General features: G+C 55.1%; 14 protein-coding genes. 12 read left to right on the top strand and 2 right to left on the bottom strand.

The genetic code is table 11. The features are described from left to right. Positions 1-6: 6 nt before the first annotated feature. The 12 genes from bchB (at position 7) to KKO72_RS03140 (ending at position 14,767) form a co-directional block, all read left to right on the top strand. Entirely contained in the window at positions 7-1,575 is a 1,569-nt protein-coding gene (gene bchB, locus KKO72_RS03195; RefSeq protein ID WP_214935371.1) for a ferredoxin:protochlorophyllide reductase (ATP-dependent) subunit B, read from the top strand. Then, on the top strand, positions 1,547-5,368 hold the full coding sequence (locus KKO72_RS03190) for a magnesium chelatase subunit H (RefSeq protein ID WP_214935369.1): 3,822 nt from the start codon (positions 1,547-1,549) through the stop codon (positions 5,366-5,368). Before bchB ends, KKO72_RS03190 begins: the two co-directional genes overlap by 29 nt. Next, entirely contained in the window at positions 5,365-6,279 is a 915-nt protein-coding gene (gene bchL, locus KKO72_RS03185) for a ferredoxin:protochlorophyllide reductase (ATP-dependent) iron-sulfur ATP-binding protein (RefSeq protein WP_078363850.1), read from the top strand. Before KKO72_RS03190 ends, bchL begins: the two co-directional genes overlap by 4 nt. A gap of 9 nt (positions 6,280-6,288) precedes the next feature. After that, on the top strand, positions 6,289-6,987 hold the full coding sequence (gene bchM, locus KKO72_RS03180) for a magnesium protoporphyrin IX methyltransferase (protein ID WP_214935367.1): 699 nt from the start codon (positions 6,289-6,291) through the stop codon (positions 6,985-6,987). Between the two features lie 101 nt (positions 6,988-7,088). Beyond that, a complete protein-coding gene (locus KKO72_RS03175; RefSeq protein ID WP_305849447.1) occupies positions 7,089-8,411 on the top strand; it encodes a BCD family MFS transporter in 1,323 nt (440 codons plus the stop codon). Between the two features lie 20 nt (positions 8,412-8,431). Then, entirely contained in the window at positions 8,432-9,196 is a 765-nt protein-coding gene (gene puhA / locus KKO72_RS03170; protein WP_214935365.1) for a photosynthetic reaction center subunit H, read from the top strand. Further along, on the top strand, positions 9,193-9,855 hold the full coding sequence (puhB, locus tag KKO72_RS03165) for a photosynthetic complex putative assembly protein PuhB (protein WP_214935363.1): 663 nt from the start codon (positions 9,193-9,195) through the stop codon (positions 9,853-9,855). Before puhA ends, puhB begins: the two co-directional genes overlap by 4 nt. 8 nt (positions 9,856-9,863) lie before the next feature. Beyond that, positions 9,864-10,298, top strand: a complete 435-nt coding sequence (gene puhC, locus KKO72_RS03160) for a photosynthetic complex assembly protein PuhC (RefSeq protein WP_214935361.1) — start codon at positions 9,864-9,866, stop codon at positions 10,296-10,298. A gap of 18 nt (positions 10,299-10,316) precedes the next feature. Further along, positions 10,317-11,396 (top strand): magnesium-protoporphyrin IX monomethyl ester (oxidative) cyclase, encoded by a 1,080-nt coding sequence (gene acsF / locus KKO72_RS03155; protein WP_214935359.1) that lies wholly within the window; start codon positions 10,317-10,319, stop codon positions 11,394-11,396. Beyond that, the gene (gene puhE / locus KKO72_RS03150) at positions 11,393-12,184 is read left to right on the top strand and encodes a putative photosynthetic complex assembly protein PuhE (protein WP_371736806.1); all 792 of its coding nucleotides are present in this window, start codon (positions 11,393-11,395) and stop codon (positions 12,182-12,184) included. Before acsF ends, puhE begins: the two co-directional genes overlap by 4 nt. Further along, entirely contained in the window at positions 12,181-13,722 is a 1,542-nt protein-coding gene (crtI, locus tag KKO72_RS03145; protein WP_214935355.1) for a phytoene desaturase family protein, read from the top strand. The genes puhE and crtI overlap by 4 nt, the downstream gene beginning before the upstream one ends. After that, the gene (locus KKO72_RS03140; protein ID WP_214935353.1) at positions 13,703-14,767 is read left to right on the top strand and encodes a phytoene/squalene synthase family protein; all 1,065 of its coding nucleotides are present in this window, start codon (positions 13,703-13,705) and stop codon (positions 14,765-14,767) included. The genes crtI and KKO72_RS03140 overlap by 20 nt, the downstream gene beginning before the upstream one ends. Before the next feature lie 154 nt (positions 14,768-14,921). Here the strand turns inward: KKO72_RS03140 and KKO72_RS03135 are convergent, their stop codons facing one another. Both KKO72_RS03135 and KKO72_RS03130 read right to left on the bottom strand, forming a co-directional pair. Further along, positions 14,922-16,289, bottom strand: a complete 1,368-nt coding sequence (locus KKO72_RS03135; RefSeq protein ID WP_078363858.1) for a PucC family protein — start codon at positions 16,287-16,289, stop codon at positions 14,922-14,924. 54 nt (positions 16,290-16,343) lie between these two features. After that, positions 16,344-16,562, bottom strand: a complete 219-nt coding sequence (locus KKO72_RS03130; RefSeq protein WP_078363859.1) for a light-harvesting protein — start codon at positions 16,560-16,562, stop codon at positions 16,344-16,346.

The following is a 16,562-nucleotide window of genomic DNA, read 5'->3' as shown; positions in this document are numbered from 1 at the left end:
ACGTCAATGCAGCTCACGCTCTGGACTTATGAAGGCCCACCCCATGTGGGCGCCATGCGAGTGGCTACGGCCATGACCAACGTTCACTACGTATTACATGCACCACAAGGAGATACCTACGCAGATCTCTTGTTCACCATGATTGAGCGCCTACCCAGGCGCCCACCGGTCACCTACAGCACTTTTCAGGCGAGGGATCTGGGTGGTGACACAGCGCAGCTTTTCAAGGAAGCTGTCGCCAACGCATTTGACCGCTTTCAGCCACAGGCGGTACTGGTGGGATCTTCCTGCACGGCAGAGTTGATCCAAGACGACCCGGGCGGCTTGGCCAGAGCTCTGAATTTGCCCGTACCGGTGATTCCGCTTGAGTTACCCGCTTACCAGCGCAAGGAAAACTGGGGAGCATCCGAGACCTTCTACCAACTTGTCCGAAATCTGGTCAAGCCAGCCGATAAGGACCTGTCTGCGGCTCCCCACAAGCCCAGTTGCAACATTTTGGGACCTACGGCACTGGGATTTCGGCATCGCGACGACGTACGCGAGATCTCCCTGCTTTTGCAGGCCTTGGGTATAGAAGTCAAGGTGATTGCACCGTTAAACGCCTCGGTTGAGGATATTCGCAAGCTGGCGCAAGCGGACTTCAATGTTGTTCTTTATCCCGAAATCGCCAACACAACGGCGCAGTGGTTGGAACGCCAGTTCAACCAACCCTACACCCGAACCATACCAATTGGTGTGAGTGCCACACGCGAGTTCATCCGGGAAGTTACCAGTCTGTCCGAACTGCCCATTCCGGCAGGGCTTGAAGATGACATGCACTCCGTTTGGTACTCCCGATCTGTCGACTCAACCTACTTGACCGGCAAGCGCGTGTTCCTGTTCGGCGATGCCACACATGTGGTGGCTGCAGCCCGGTTCGCCAGCGAAGAGATGGGGTTTGAAGTGGTCGGCATCGGAACGTACAGCCGGGAATTTGCCCGCGAAGTGCGCGAGGCAGCCAAAAAGTACCAGGTTGAGCCACTGATCACCGATGACTATCTGGCCGTTGAAGAACAGATCAAGCATCTTCACCCAGAACTGATCCTGGGTACACAGATGGAGCGACACATTGCCAAGCGGCTCAATATCCCCTGTGCAGTGATCTCGGCCCCAGTACACATCCAGGACTTTCCTGCCCGTTATGCCCCTCAGATGGGTTTCGAGGGCGCCAACGTCTTGTTCGACACGTGGGTGCATCCACTGATGATGGGCCTGGAAGAGCACCTGCTGGGCATGTTCCGTGAGGATTTTGAGTTCCACGATGGAGCTGCACCATCACACTTGGGTTCCAGCCGTGTGGCCGAGACGCCAGTGACTGCCTTGAGAGAAGTTGCTCAGACTGAATTGCCCAAGCCAATCACAGCCCAACCAGCCTCAAGTACTTGGAGCACCGAGGCCGAGAAAGAGCTGGGAAAAATACCTTTTTTTGTGCGAGGCAAAGCCCGCAGAAATACGGAACGGTATGCGTTGGAACAAGGCCTGAGCACCATCACCGTGGAGACGTTATATGACGCGAAAGCTCACTTCAGCCGCTGACAACTCGGGGGCGCAAACCCCGATCAAAGTGCTCTTGCTCACGATGGATAACCATCTGGCAAGTGCAGCAGAACGCGCGTCCAAAAGCCTGCGCCAGCAGATTCCTGGTTTGGCATTCAAAATTCATAGCGCAGCATCCTGGCGCGACAACGCTGATGCACTTGCCAGCAGCATAAGCGACATCCAGAACGCGGATGTGATCATTGCCACCATGCTGTTCATGGAAGACCATTACCTGCCCGTGCTGGAGACACTCAAGGCCAGGCGAGAACAATGTGACGCCATGGTGTGCATCATGTCGGCACCGCCGGTCATGCAACTCACCCGCATGGGCAAGTTCACCATGGGCGGGCAAGCTGGTGGGCTGGTGGGGCTGCTCAAAAAGCTTCGCCCCACCCCCAAAGAGGGATTCAAGAGGGAAGAATCCAGCGGAGATGCTGGCGCCAAACAAATGGCGATGCTGCGCCGACTCCCCAAGCTCTTGCGCTTTATTCCGGGTACAGCACAAGACGTCAGGGTGTTTTTCCTGACCATGCGGTATTGGCTGGCGGGTTCCGAGCAAAACGTGAGCAACATGGTGCAGATGCTGATCAAGCGCTACGCCAGCGGCCCAAGGCAACAGCTGCGCGATCTGGCGCATCCCCAAGACCCGGTGGAGTACCCGGACACAGGTGTGTATCACCCGCGGATGAAAACGCAGCTGTCCGATCAGTTGAGCCATTTGCCGGCGGGGTCCAAGCAACAACCCACCGTTGGTTTGTTGTTGCTGCGCTCCTATCTTCTGGCAGGTAACGCAGCGCACTACGATGCTGTGATCAATGTGCTGGAGTCCAAGGGATTGCGGGTTATTCCAGCCTATGCCAGCGGCTTGGATGCCCGCCCGGCGATTGAGCGTTATTTCAAAACCAACGGCAAGGTCAGCATTGACGCCCTGGTTTCCCTGACTGGCTTCTCGCTGGTGGGTGGACCTGCTTACAACGATGCCAAAGCAGCCGAGTTGGTGCTGTCGGGTCTTGACGTTCCCTATCTGGCGGCACATCCCTTGGAGTTCCAGTCTCTGGACAAGTGGGGAGGTTCCAACCGGGGCTTGCTGCCGGTGGAAAGCACCATCATGGTCGCCATTCCTGAGCTGGACGGCTCCACGGTGCCCATGATTTACGGCGGCCGCCCTGGTTCGGATGGCACGGTTTGCGCTGGTTGTGGTCGCCTGTGCAAGTTCACGGCAGACAACAAAACCGAGGACATGTATGCCTGCACGGAACGCATCGAGATGCTGGCAACGCGGGTGGCAAAACTTGTGGCTTTGCGTCGCACCAAGCGTGAGAACCGCAAAATTGCAATTGTGCTCTTCAACTTTCCGCCCAATGCAGGTGCAGTAGGAACGGCCGCCTTTCTGTCTGTGTTTGAGTCTTTGTTCAACACGCTGACCTCGCTGGCTAAACAAGGTTATCGGGTGACCGTTCCAGCCAGTGTGGAAGCCCTGCGCGAAGCCGTTCTCAAAGGCAATGCCAGCCAGTACGGAACCGAAGCCAATGTGCACGCCTTGATCCCTACTGAAAAACATGTGCAACAAGAACGGTGGCTCAATGACATCGAGGCACAGTGGGGGCCAGCACCGGGCAAACATTTGACCAATGGGCAGAGCATTTTTGTCTTGGGCGCCCAGTTTGGTGAAGTCTTGGTGGCACTGCAACCTGGTTTTGGCTACGAAGGCGACCCAATGCGCTTGTTGTTCGAGTCCGGTCTGGCACCTACCCATGCGTTCAGTGCCTTCTACCGGTACTTGCAAAATGACTTCAACGCCGATTGTGTGTTGCACTTTGGCACCCATGGTGCGCTGGAGTTCATGCCCGGCAAACAGGCTGGCATGTCAGGCAACTGCTGGCCAGAACGGATGATTGGCGCACTCCCCAATGTCTATCTGTATGCCGCCAACAACCCGTCGGAAGGGGTATTGGCCAAACGTCGCGCTGCCGCAACGCTTGTCAGCTACCTCACACCAACACTGGCTCAGGCAGGCCTTTACAAAGGCTTGATTGAGCTGAAGCAATCGCTTGAGCGGTGGCGTGCACTGGAGCCGGACCAATCCAAAGAACGTCCGGAACTGGCCGACATGTTGCACACACAGGCCATAGCACTCGATTTGGCGGTGCCACACACCAAGCCAGAGCTCACTGATGGTCAGGCCAACGGCGCTGCAGTCCCCTGGATTGACGCCTTACAAGCCCAGATTCTGGAGTTGGAATACACCTTGATCCCGGAAGGTCTGCATATCGTTGGCAAAACACCAACGCGTGAGCAGCGCCTCACCACACTCAAGGCTCTGGCCCAAGCCATGGGCATCGACAATGCTGACTTGCTGGAACATTTGGTGGACGGCGCGTCCGAAACAGACCTGATGCCGCTCGCGACTGATCTGAACCAGGCCCAGCTTGAGTCGTTGAAGCAGTTGGTAGCCACCAATTACCAGCTTGGCCAAGACAGTGAAATCGAAGGCTTGCTCAAAGCACTGGATGGACGCTATATCGCCCCGGCACCTGGGGGAGATTTGCTGCGAAACCCCAAGGTGTTGCCGACCGGCCGCAACATTCACGGCATTGACCCATTCCATATCCCATCCGCTTTTGCTGTCAAAGATGCACAGCGCCAGAGCGACAAACTCATCGCCCGCTACAGGCAAGACGGTGGCATGCTGCCGGAAACGGTTGCAATGGTGCTCTGGGGTACCGACAACCTGAAGTCTGAAGGTGGGCCGCTGGCCCAGGCCTTGGCGTTGATGGGTGCCCTGCCCCGTTTTGACACTTATGGACGGCTTGCAGGGGCGTGCCTGATGCCACTGGAGGAGCTGGGCCGCCCGCGTATCGATGTGGTGATCACCCTGTCAGGCATCTTCCGTGATCTGTTGCCGATGCAAATCCGGCTTCTGGCTGAGGCCTCTTTCCTGGCGGCCTCGGCAGATGAACCGGAAGATCAAAACTATGTCCGCAAACACGCTCTGGCCTTCATGGCAGAACACGGAGGTGACATGGAGGCGGCGTCATTGCGGGTTTTTGGCAATGCCGAGGGCGCCTATGGTGCCAATGTCAATCAATTGGTCGACAGCAGCGTCTGGCAGGATGAGGACGAACTGGGTAACTGCTTCACCCAACGCAAAGGTTTTGCTTATGGCCGCGAGGGTCGCCCCGTGCGCAACAACGTCCTTTTGCAAAGCGCGCTGGCCAGTGTCTCGCTCACGTACCAGAACCTCGATTCGGTGGAGCTGGGGGTGACGAGCATTGATACCTACTTTGACACTTTGGGCGGCGTGAGTCGCGCCGTGTTGCAGGCCAAACACAAGATTGAAGGTACCCAAGCCAGTGCCCCGCCTGTTTATATCGGCGACCAGACACAAGGTGACGGGGTGGTACGTTCCTTGACAGAACAGGTCTCGCTGGAAACACGCACTCGCATGCTCAATCCCAAGTGGCATGAAAGCATGCTGCAACATGGTTATGAAGGTGTGCGTCAGATTGAGGCCCACCTCACCAACACCATGGGCTGGTCCGCTACAACCGGACAGGTTCAACCCTGGGTGTACCAGCAGTTGGCACAGACATTCATCCTCGATCCTGAGATGCGCGAACGGCTGGCCCAGCTCAACCCTGTCGCATCAACCAAATTTGCCAACCGATTACTGGAAGCGTCACGGCGCCAATACTGGCAACCCAATGCCGAAACCATGGACGCGCTGCGGCTCGCCGGTGAGGAGTTGGAAGACCGTTTAGAAGGTGTTTACGAAGGAGTTCCCGCATGATCGAAACCACGGCAGTCCCCCTGTCAGATATACGGCGAGGTGGCCGTCATCTGGATGGCGAGGGAAGTATGCAAGTGCAGCTCGACCCTGCCGTCAAGATTGGCACCGCCAAGGTTTTTGCGGTGTATGGCAAAGGTGGTATTGGCAAGAGCACAACCTCGTCGAATTTGTCAGTGGCGTTCAGCAAGATGGGTAAACGCGTGCTGCAAATTGGCTGCGATCCCAAACACGACTCCACATTCACCCTGACCAAGAAGCTGATGCCCACCGTGATTGACGCGCTGGAAGCCGTCAACTTCCACGCCGAAGAATTGCGCGTTGAGGATTTTGTCTATCGGGGCTACAACGGTGTCATGTGTGTCGAGGCTGGCGGACCACCCGCCGGCACAGGCTGTGGTGGCTACGTGGTTGGGCAAACCGTGAAGCTGCTCAAAGAACATCATCTGCTCGAAGACACCGATGTGGTGATCTTTGACGTCTTGGGTGACGTGGTGTGTGGCGGTTTTGCCGCCCCGCTGCAACACGCTGATCGCGCATTGATCGTGACCGCCAATGACTTCGACTCCATCTTTGCGATGAACCGCATTGTCCAAGCCATTGGTGCCAAGGCCAAGAACTACAACGTCCGGCTCGGTGGTGTGATTGCCAACCGCAGCGATGCCACGGACCAAATTGACAAGTTCAATGCGGTGGTTGGTCTGAAAACCATGGCCCATTTCCCGAACCTGGATGAAATTCGCCGCAGCCGGTTGAACAAATCCACCCTGTTTGAGTTGGAACCCACACCAGCCGTCAAAGCGGTGCAGGATGAGTACATGCGATTGGCTGCTGCCCTCTGGCTGGGTACGGATCCCTTGCCGGCTGTGCCGATGAAAGATCGGGACATTTTTGACCTGTTGGGTTTTGACTGAGGCCACCGCATGAACGAAAACACCTACCAGGAGCGGCGTGGTCAGATTGAAAACTACTTCGATCGAACCGCCGCAGCAGCCTGGGAAAAGTTGACATCGGACGCACCCCTGGGGCGGGTGCGGGCGACGGTGCGCGCCGGACGGGACAACATGCGCGCAACACTGCTCTCCTGGTTGCCGCCCGATCTTCACGGCAAACGCATCCTGGACGCAGGCTGTGGTACTGGCGCACTGTCGGTAGAGGCAGCACGTCGAGGCGCCGAAGTTGTGGCGATAGATCTGTCACCCACCTTGGTTGAACTCGCACGCAACCGCTTGCCTCCAGATGTCGCCAGTCGCATTGATTTTCGCAGCGGCGACATGCTTGACGCAGCTCTCGGTAAGTTCGATCATGTGGTCGCGATGGACTCCATCATTCATTACCAAACCGAAGATGCCGTCAGTGCTTTGGCCAAACTGGCCGAGCGGACCTCGTCCTCCATTTTGTTCACCTTTGCACCACGCACGCCGCTGCTGGCATTCATGATTGCGGTTGGGCGCATTTTTCCTCGCGGCAACCGCGCCCCGTGGTTAGAACCGATGGCCGAAGAAAAAATTGCCAGCTTGATGGCCCAGCATGCTTCGCTGGCTCAGTGGAACCGGGGTCGGACCCAGAGAATTTCCAGCGGTTTTTACCAATCTCAAGCGATGGAGTGGCAGACATCGTGAGAGCTGCAACGTTCAAACGTCTTGCCAAGAGTATTCCTGCGCAGTGGCTGCCCTTTGCGGATGTGGCCAGTGCAGGTTTGCCTCTGTCTCGGCTTTTGCGTTTGTCGTTATTCAAAGTCACGATGGGCATCACCACGGCGCTCCTGATTGGTACGCTCAACCGCGTCATGATTGTTGAATTGGGTGTAGCAGCATCCTTGGTGTCACTGATGCTGGCGCTTCCTCTTCTGGTAGCACCATTCCGCGCGGTGACGGGCTACCAATCAGATACACACCAATCTGCTTTTGGCTGGAAACGTGTTCCTTTTATGTGGGGGGGGACACTCGTCCAGTTTCTCGGGTTGGCCTTTATGCCCTTTGCCCTGTTGGCGCTGACCGGTCAGGGAGAGCGGCCTCTGCCACCCTGGCTGGCGCAAGGCGTCGCGGCCATGGCCTTTTTGATGGTTGGAGCTGGATTACAAACATCCCAAACCGCTGGGCTGGCACTTGCCACGGATCAGGCCAGTGAAGAAACGCGCCCTAGGGTCGTCGCCTTGATGTACATCATGCTGCTGGTGGGCGCCGTGGGCGGCAGTCTGGTTTTCAGCGTCCTGCTGACTGACTTCAGTGCCCAACGTCTGGTTCAAGTTGTTCAGGGAACAGCCATGGTTGTCTTGATCCTGAACGCATTTGCCCTGTGGAAACAAGAAGCTCGCAATCCACAACGTGCTGCGGCACGAAAACAGACACCAAAACCTCCGTTCAAAGAGGTATGGACGCATTTCATCAATTTGCCCAACGCACGGCGTTTTTTGTGGACCACGGGTCTGGGAACCATGGCGTTCAACATGCAGGATATTGTGCTGGAGCCTTACGGCGGTGAGATCTTGCATTTGAGTGTGGGTGCGACAAGCGCCCTGACCGCGATGCTTGCCGGCGGCGGCTTGATGGGCTTTTTGCTGGCTGGTCGCCAACTGGCCCGGGGCATGGATCCTTTGCTGCTGGCGGCGGGTGGCGCCATGATTGGCATCCCGGCGTTTTCTGCCGTCATCTTTTCTGCACCGCTTGAGGCTGGGTGGTTGTTTCGCCTTGGCGCTCTGGGCATCGGCCTGGGTGGCGGACTGTTTGCCGTTGGTACATTGTTCACAGCCATGCGCCTGGATGGTGGTGGTTATGTGGGCTTGGCACTCGGGGCTTGGGGTGCTGTGCAGTCGACCGCTGCGGGACTGGCCATGTTTTTTGGTGGTGCGTTGCGCGACCTGGTGACGCAGTTGACTGCTGGTGGCGCTTTTGGCGCCGCCTTTGCGGTGCCGTCGGTTGGTTACAGCGTGGTTTACCACGTTGAAATGCTCTTGTTGTTTGTCACGCTCATTGCCGTTGGCCCCTTGGTCAGACACGGCATCCGCGCCACAAACAATGTTCGGATCGCCCCTGTTATTCAGTAGATTTTTTGAAGGAGTTGACCATGGAAATTGGTGGTTTCACACAATCTTTCGACGTAGCACAGCTCGTGCTTTACGTTTTTTGGGCATTTTTTGCCGGCCTGATTTATTACCTGCAACGAGAGGCGCACCGCGAGGGTTATCCAATGGACCCGGGTCGCGTCAATGGCCCGGTGACCACAGGCTGGCCCTTGGTACAGCCCAAGACCTACAAAATGCGCCATGGCCCCGACATGGTCGCACCGAACCCGGACCGGCCCGATGGCGGGTTCTCCTTTGAACCCGGCAACAACCCATGGAGCGGTGGCAACATCGTGCCAAAAGGTGACCCTCTGCTCGCCGGTGTGGGTCCTGGTGCATGGGCCATGCGCGCTGATGAGCCTGATCTCACTTACGAAGGCGCACCCAAAATTGTTCCTTTGCGGGTTGCCAAGGACTACAACGTTGCCAAACAGAACATTGATCCTCGCGGCCTCCAGGTGATTGGCGCGGACAAGGAAAGTGCAGGTCAAGTGTGCGATATGTGGGTTGACCAGTCGGAATCCATCTTCCGCTACATTGAAGTTGCACTGAAGGGGTCTGAAGCTCGCGTTTTGATCCCGATGAATTTCGCCCGGATCAACAAAGAAGGGGTTCATGTGAACGCCTTGATGTCCTACCAGTTTGGCAATGTTCCCAAGACACGTGTTCCGGAACAAATCACGCTCCTGGAAGAAGAAAAGATCATGGGCTATTTTGGCGCAGGCCTGCTTTACGCCCATCCCAGCCGGCAGGAACCTTTGCTGTGATTGCAACCCATGAGCATGAGTTCGAGGCAGCCCCTGGGCTGCCCGAGCCCTTGCCTCCTGGCGAAAAAATGCTTTGGCAGGGAGCGCCGCAATGGCGGCAGTTGGCATTACATGCGTTTCATGTTCGCAAAATTGCGATCTATTTTCTGATCATGTGGACGGTCCAACTCGTTTACCTGATGGACAGCCATGCTGGCAACCATGAGATAGCCATCTCCCTCTTTAAAAGTTTTCTGACTGGGTCCGTGGCCTTGGTGTTGCTGAGTTCCGTTGCTTGGTTTTCCAGCAAGACCACGGTGTACACCATCACCGACAAGCGGGTTGTGATGCGCGTGGGCATGGTTCTCACACTCACCTTCAACTTGCCCCACAAACGTATCGCGTCAGCTTCTTTGAAGAACTTTCATGGCAACTCTGGCGATATCGCTTTGAGTCTCTACCCAAGTGATCGCATCGCCTGGATGCATCTGTGGCCACATGCCCGTGCATGGCGTTTGACCCAACCGGAACCTGCGCTTCGTTGCATCCCAGATGCCCAGGCCGTTGGAAAGATCCTGCTGGCAGCCTGGAGTCAAGAACGGGCAACAGAGCGGATCGTGGCTCAAAGCGTTCCATTGCCGACCCAATCAGAGCAACAACAAGAAGGTTTGCCCGCATGAATGGCCCCATGCCTTCAGGAAACATGAAGCCCCCCATTCGCAAACCGATTGGGTATTTGCTGGCTTTCCTGGGTCTCGTCCTTTGCCTGGTGGCTTTTGCGCGCTACCAGGGGCTGACATGGACGGTCGAGGATGCACCAATACTGTGGCAACGCGATCTGGTGTTCGCTGATACACCGGATGGACAGATTGTCGCAATTGATAGTTTTGATAGCAAAGAAGTGATGGTATTCAAGGGCGAACAAGGGTTTTTACGTGGAACCCTTCGCGCACTCGCGCGAGAGAGAAAGCGTCGTGGCATGGGGCCGGAAGCACCATTTCGGGTGATTGAACACACGGATGGCAGGCTCACCCTGCTAGATCCCAGTACCTCACAGCGCATCGATCTGGAGTCCTTTGGACCGGTCAACTCCGCTATATTTCGAAATCTCAAGCATCCGTAGTCAACCAACATACGCTCTATGAACACACTCGTGCAACGTATCGAAACAGCGAAAGATGCGAACGACAAGGCGGTGCAAAGCAGCATGCTGAGTCCGCGTTTCTACACCACCGACTTTGCTGCGATCAACCGCATCAATATTGAACCGCTGCGCAAAGAGTGGGACATCATGATGCGTGAGTACGAGGGGGACAACAACCACGACCACTTTCAACGTGATGCCAGCTTCGCCGATGAGGTGGCGCAATCGATGACTCAACTCTCCAAGGAGATGCGTCAGGAGTTCATTGACTTTCTGGTGAGTTCACTCACATCAGAGTACTCGGGTTGTATCCTGTACAACGAGATCCGTAAAAACATCTCCAACCCGGATCTGAAACAACTGATGGCGTATATGGCCCGTGACGAGGCCCGTCACGCTGGATTCATCAATCAGTCCTTGCGCGACTTTGACCTTGGCATCGATTTGGGAAGTTTGAAGCGCGAGAAGGCCTACACCTTTTTCAAACCCAAATACATCCTGTACGCCACCTACTTGTCGGAAAAAATTGGGTACGCCAGGTACATCACCATCTTTCGTCATCTGGAACGCCATCCGGACAAACGCTTTCATCCGATCTTTCGCTGGTTCGAGCGTTGGTGCAACGATGAGTTTCGTCACGGCGAGTCATTTGCACTGATCATCCGCGCCAATCCACACCTGCTGCGGGGTGGCAATGTGTTGTGGATCCGCTTTTTCCTGTTGGCCGTTTATGCCACCATGTATGTGCGTGACCACACCCGCCCCATGTTGCACGAAGCCATGGGCCTGGACTCTGCAACGTATGACTACGCGGTGTTTGACATCACCACACAAATCACCCGGCAGGTCTTTCCCATTGCCCTGGATACCGACAACCCGAAATTTCGCGCGGGGCTTACCAAACTGTTCACCATCTCCAAGGCCAATGACTTGGCCAAGAAACAAGGTGGATTCGTCGGAAAACTCAAGCAGGCTTGGTTCATGTCGCGGGCTGTCCTGGTTTTCGGCAAACTGTATCTGTTGCCCATCAAACGCCAGGAGCTAACTGCCGACGTGCGAATGGAACCCGTGTGGTGAATGACACGCTTCTTGCATCTGGCTACGCCATTGTGTGCTGGTGGTTTGGTACGGGCATCATCTTGTGGCTTGACCGCCTGCCCCCCAGCAGCTTTCGTTGGAGTCTGGGGGGCTGGAGTGTATTGTTGGTGTTCAGCTTCTTGGCAGTTGCAGAAAGTATGGAGAGCTTGAGCGTTGAAAACGCCTATTTGGGCTTTGGCAGCGTGATTGTGATGTGGGGTTGGCATGAGCTGGCATTTCTAACTGGCTGGCTGACCGGGCCTAGAAAACAGACTTTGCAACCCGGCGTGACCGGGTGGGCCCGGTTCAAACAATCGCTGGATGTGATCCTGTACCACGAGATAGCTTTGATCCTGAATTTTGTGGCCCTGTGTCTGATGCAAAGGGGACAACCCAACCACGTTGCACTGTGCACTTTCGCTGTGTTGTGGTGTATGCGCATCAGCGGCAAGTTGAACTTGTATTTCGGCGTACCGCAAAACGGTGCGCAGTATCTTCCCAAACATTTGGCCTACCTTGCCAGCTATTTTCCAACCCGCGGTATCACAGCCTGGTTCGTGTTTTCTTTCAGCCTTGCATTGGCCGTGTGGATCTGGATTGTGGGTCAGGCGCAATTGGGGGTGGTTGAAGTCACCACCGGATGGGTCTTGCTGGCCAGTCTTCTCGGTCTGGGCATCTTGGAGCACGCCATGATGGTTTTGCCTTGGCCACTCGAACGCTTGTGGGGTTGGGCATTGAATACAAAAAATAAGGTTGCACTGGATAACGCAACATTGGACTCCAAATGAACGCATTTTCAAACATACAAACTGCCGCCCCCACAGAGGATGTGACTGCAGACAAGAGGCCGACAGCCATTGTGATTGGTACGGGTTTTGGCGGTTTGGCAGCAGCCGTGCGCTTGAGCTGCAAAGGCTATCGGGTTCAAGTGCTGGAGAAGCAGGATCAGCCTGGTGGACGGGCGGCTGTCTGGCGGCGTGACGGATTTACCTTTGATGCGGGGCCGACCATCGTGACCGCGCCGTACATGCTGGAGGAGCTGTGGGAGATGTGTGGGCGCCGTTTTGCCGACGATGTCACCCTCGTCCCCGTGGCACCTTTTTACCGGATTCGGTATGACGATGGCAGTCACTTTGACTACGGCAAAGACCAGCAGGCCAATCGGGAACAGGTCAAGAAAATTTCCCCGTCGGACCTGGCCGGCTACGAGGCCTTTATCAAGGAAGCGGAGCGGTGTTATCAGCTTGGCTTCTTAGAGCTGGGAAGCATTGTTTACGACAGTCCAAGTGATTTGATTCGCGCGATCCCCAACATGCTGCGATTGCGAGGCTGGCGCAGCATCTATGCCATGGTGTCGAGCTATATGAAACACCCCAAACTGCGTGCAGCCTTCACGCTGCAGTCGCTATTGATTGGGGGAAATCCGCTGAGCGTCACCGGCATTTACGCGCTCATCAATGCTCTGGAACGACGCTTTGGTGCGCATTGGGCGATGGGCGGCACCGGCTCGCTGGTGCAGGGACTGGTCGGCTTGCTGGATCAACGCCAAGTGCCCATTCGCTACAAAGCAGAAGTACGCCGCATTCTGGTTGACCAAGGCCGAGCCACTGGCGTCGAGTTGGCCAACGGAGAACACATCTCCAGTGACATCGTGGTCAGCAATGGGGACACGGCTTGGACCTACCGCTATCTGGTAGATGCCAAAGATCGCCCCCACTGGACGGACAGCCGAATCGAGGATAAGAAGTACTCCATGGGTTTGTTTGTCTGGTACTTTGGCACCAACAAAAAGTACAACGATGTCCCCCACCACACGATGGTGCTTGGTCCGCGTTATCAGGAGTTGCTCAACGATATTTTTAAACGCAAGCACTTGGCTGAGGACTTCAGCCTTTACCTGCACCGACCGACAGCAACTGATCCAGGCATGGCGCCAGACGGGTGCGATACTTTTTACGCCTTATCACCCGTGCCGCACCTCGACAGTGGAACCGATTGGAAGGTGGAAGGTGAAATCTACCGGCAGAAGATTGAAAAGCGACTGAGTGAAACGATTCTGCCCAACCTTGGATCACATATCGTCACATCCCAATTCACCACACCGCAGGACTTTCATGACCGCCTGTTGTCATACAAAGGTGCCGGTTTTGGCATGGAGCCTCTGTTATTACAAAGTGCCTATTTCCGTCCACACAACCGCAGCGAAGATGTCAAAGGCCTCTTCATGGTTGGGGCAGGAACCCACCCGGGCGCGGGTGTTCCTGGTGTCCTGATGTCCGCCAAAGCGCTTGAACAGGTAGTTCCTCATGTCAACAGTTTCTCTTGACTACGATTCGCGCGACCTGAAAGCCTGCATCGCCATGATGAAAGGCGGGTCGAAGACGTTCTTCGCTGCCAGCCGCTTACTGCCTATGCGCGTGCGTGCTGCGGCGGTTGCCTTGTATGCCTTCTGCCGGGTCGCGGATGATTTGGTTGACCAAGGAGGAGATGTCCATACCAACTTATCGGTTTTGCGACAGCGACTAGACCAAATATATTCTGGTAACCCATCCGAATTCGTCGAAGACCAAGCGCTGACACTGGTTGTTCAACAGTATCAACTGCCGCGTTTATTTCTAGACGCTTTGCTTGAAGGTTTCGAGTGGGATGCACTTGGGCACCGATACCAGACCTTGGAAGACCTTCAGTCCTACGCAGCGCGGGTTGCGGGTACGGTGGGTGCGATGATGTGCTGGATCATGGGCTCCAAGTCGACCACGACTTTGGCACGAGCATGCGAACTTGGTGTCGCCATGCAACTCACGAATATTGCACGTGATATCGGTGAAGATGCCCGCAACGGCCGAATCTATTTGCCTCTGGAGTGGATGGAAACAGCTGGTATCAACGTTGAAGAATGGCTTAAAAATCCAAAACCAACTGCTGAAGTCAAAGCTCTGATATCACGTCTTTTGGAAGAGGCTGATTTACTGTATCGCAGATCACAATCCGGCATTGCTGAATTACCACCTGATTGCAGGGCAGCCATACTTGCTGCTAGTTCAATATATGGGGAAATAGGCGCACAACTGAGGCGAGAAGGCCTTGACTCCATCACACGGCGAACGATTGTCAGCACAACGCGCAAACTCGTGTTGCTTGCCTCAGCTTGGACACAAGTCAGGTGGATCTACGTAGACACACAACAACCAAGCCCCTTAAAGGCCATTAGTTTTCTGGTTGAAAACTGCCAAAAAAACCTCAACGATCGAAACACCCCTGCCTATGCACCAAACAGGGCCATGTCACAAAAGATCGAATGGGTCTTAGGATTGTTCGAACGGCTTGAGAATGAAAGAATCGGACGCAAGCCGATCGAACTATCAGAATAGATTTATTTTTTATCGTCGGGACGATTCAGCCAGTTCATGATCATGAACAAAATGAATACGACGTACATAATAATCAAAATGGTGCTGGTCTTCATATTTTCTCCTTAAAGTTGAGGTTCACTTTTCTATCGACACGGGAATCAGATAATCTAGGCTAAAGTTTGGTTTTGCGACCAAGCAATGGGAGCATGATGACGATGGTCACACAAAGCAGCAGCAGCTCCAGCCCGTAAACGGTATGGTAACCAGTTGGCGAGTCGGACCACTTGGCAACAGAATCTCTTAAAACACCTCCAAAAGCCATGGCCAGGCCAGCGGCCGTCGCCTGTACAGCACCCCAGGTACCCAAGGCCATGCCAACTTGATCTTTTGGCGCCAAATTCATCGTCGAAGTCAACGTGCCGTGGCTAAACAGGCCGGCACCCAAGCCAATTAAAAAAGTTCCTGAAGCAAATAACCAAGGGGCTTGTAAGTACCCCGAAACAATGATTGCACTGAATGCAGGAATACCCACCCAGGCACCTCCGCTGGCCATACGAAAAGGGTCGGCACCGCGACTCAAGACCCGAGATGCCCAGCCAAAACCGATCAAACCACCAAACGCCAAAGTAGCGGTCAAGGTTGTGGTTGCAGAAACACTCAAGCCGAGAATTTCACCACCATAAGGCTCAAGTAAAACATCTTCCATCGTAAATGCTGCCGTTCCACATCCCAACACCAATAGGCGCCTGACAGCATGACCACCTTTGCTGAAACTGATCCACGACTCCCGAAAGCTCGGATCGGCGACGGGCGCACTCTGTCGTACTGAGTGCCTGGCTTCCTGCTTCCAAAGGGCCACAACATTCAAGCACATGGTGACAAGTGCAGCGCCTTGAATGACCTGAACCAGGCGGCCAGGACTATAGTCTGACAGCAGTTCGCCATAAATGAACGCGCTGCCGATCATGCCCACCAAAAGCATCACATACATCAGGCCAACCACTTTGGGCTGTGACTCGATTGGCGCCAAATCTGTCGCCAAAGCCAGACCAACTGTCTGCGTGGTGTGCATGCCGGCCCCTACCAACAGAAAAGCCACTCCCGCACCGATGTAGCCGACCCAAGGGGGGGCTTGCGCTGCCTCACCGGCACCCGCAAGAACCAACAGCGCAAACGGCATGATGGCAAACCCCCCAAACTGCAAAAGCGTACCCATCCAAATGAAAGGCACCCTGCGCCAGCCTAACGCGGAACGATGGTTGTCTGATTTGAACCCAATCAAAGCTCGCAAAGGTGCGAATAACAGTGGCAGTCCGACCATGATGGAAACCAAGGCGGACGGCACCTTGAGCTCAACAATCATGACCCGATTTAACGTGCCAATCAGCATGACCATGGCCATGCCTACAGAAATCTGAAACAAAGACAACCTCAGCAACCTGGGCAGAGGAAGATCGGGGGTAGCTGCGTCAGCAAAAGGAAGGTAGCGTGTACCCGCTGCAGCCCATGCAAAAACCAGTTTTTGGCTAAATCTGTTCATTCAAAAAAAGGGACCGAGATCTTTCGACCTCGGTCTCTAAGCTCCATACCTGCGTTATTTTTTCGCAGTCACGGCACCAGGCAAAGCTGGCACGGCATCAGCCGAAGCAGTCACTGCAGCTTTAGCAGCGCTACCGCTGTAGTAGGCCTTCAGCCATGGCACGTTGGTGAACAGGGCCAGATGAACGGCAAAAGCGCCGACAGCCACTGCACCCAAGTAAAGCGGAATACCTGTCGAAGGTTTCACATACAACCAAATTTTTCCGTAAATCAT

The sequence above is a fragment of the Rhodoferax sp. U11-2br genome, from assembly GCF_018619435.1.
In the GTDB taxonomy this organism is placed as follows: domain Bacteria; phylum Pseudomonadota; class Gammaproteobacteria; order Burkholderiales; family Burkholderiaceae_C; genus Rhodoferax.
This window is presented reverse-complemented; position numbering and strand designations above follow the sequence as displayed.